This is a genomic window from Terrimonas ferruginea DSM 30193 (genome assembly GCF_000425585.1).
Lineage (GTDB): Bacteria > Bacteroidota > Bacteroidia > Chitinophagales > Chitinophagaceae > Terrimonas > Terrimonas ferruginea.
In genome coordinates this window covers 276,216-276,457 of record NZ_KE384401.1, presented here as the reverse complement: position 1 = coordinate 276,457, position 242 = coordinate 276,216, and positions in this window count along the sequence as shown.

Sequence of the window (242 nt, the reverse complement as noted above, 5' to 3'; positions counted from 1 at the left end):
AGTGGTAGGCTGTATCTCGCATTCCACAAACTTATTCCCGTTCGTCAATACACGAACCGGGGTGTCTGAGTGTTTAGTTGTCAGCTTGGGGAACCAAACAGGTGGGTAGATTAAAAGTGGTAGGCTATATCGCGCATTCCACAAACTTGTTCCGGTTCGTCAATAGATGAACCGGGGCGTTTGAGGGTTTATTTGTCAGCTTGGGAAACCGAACCAGGAACAGATGGGTGTATTAAAAGTGG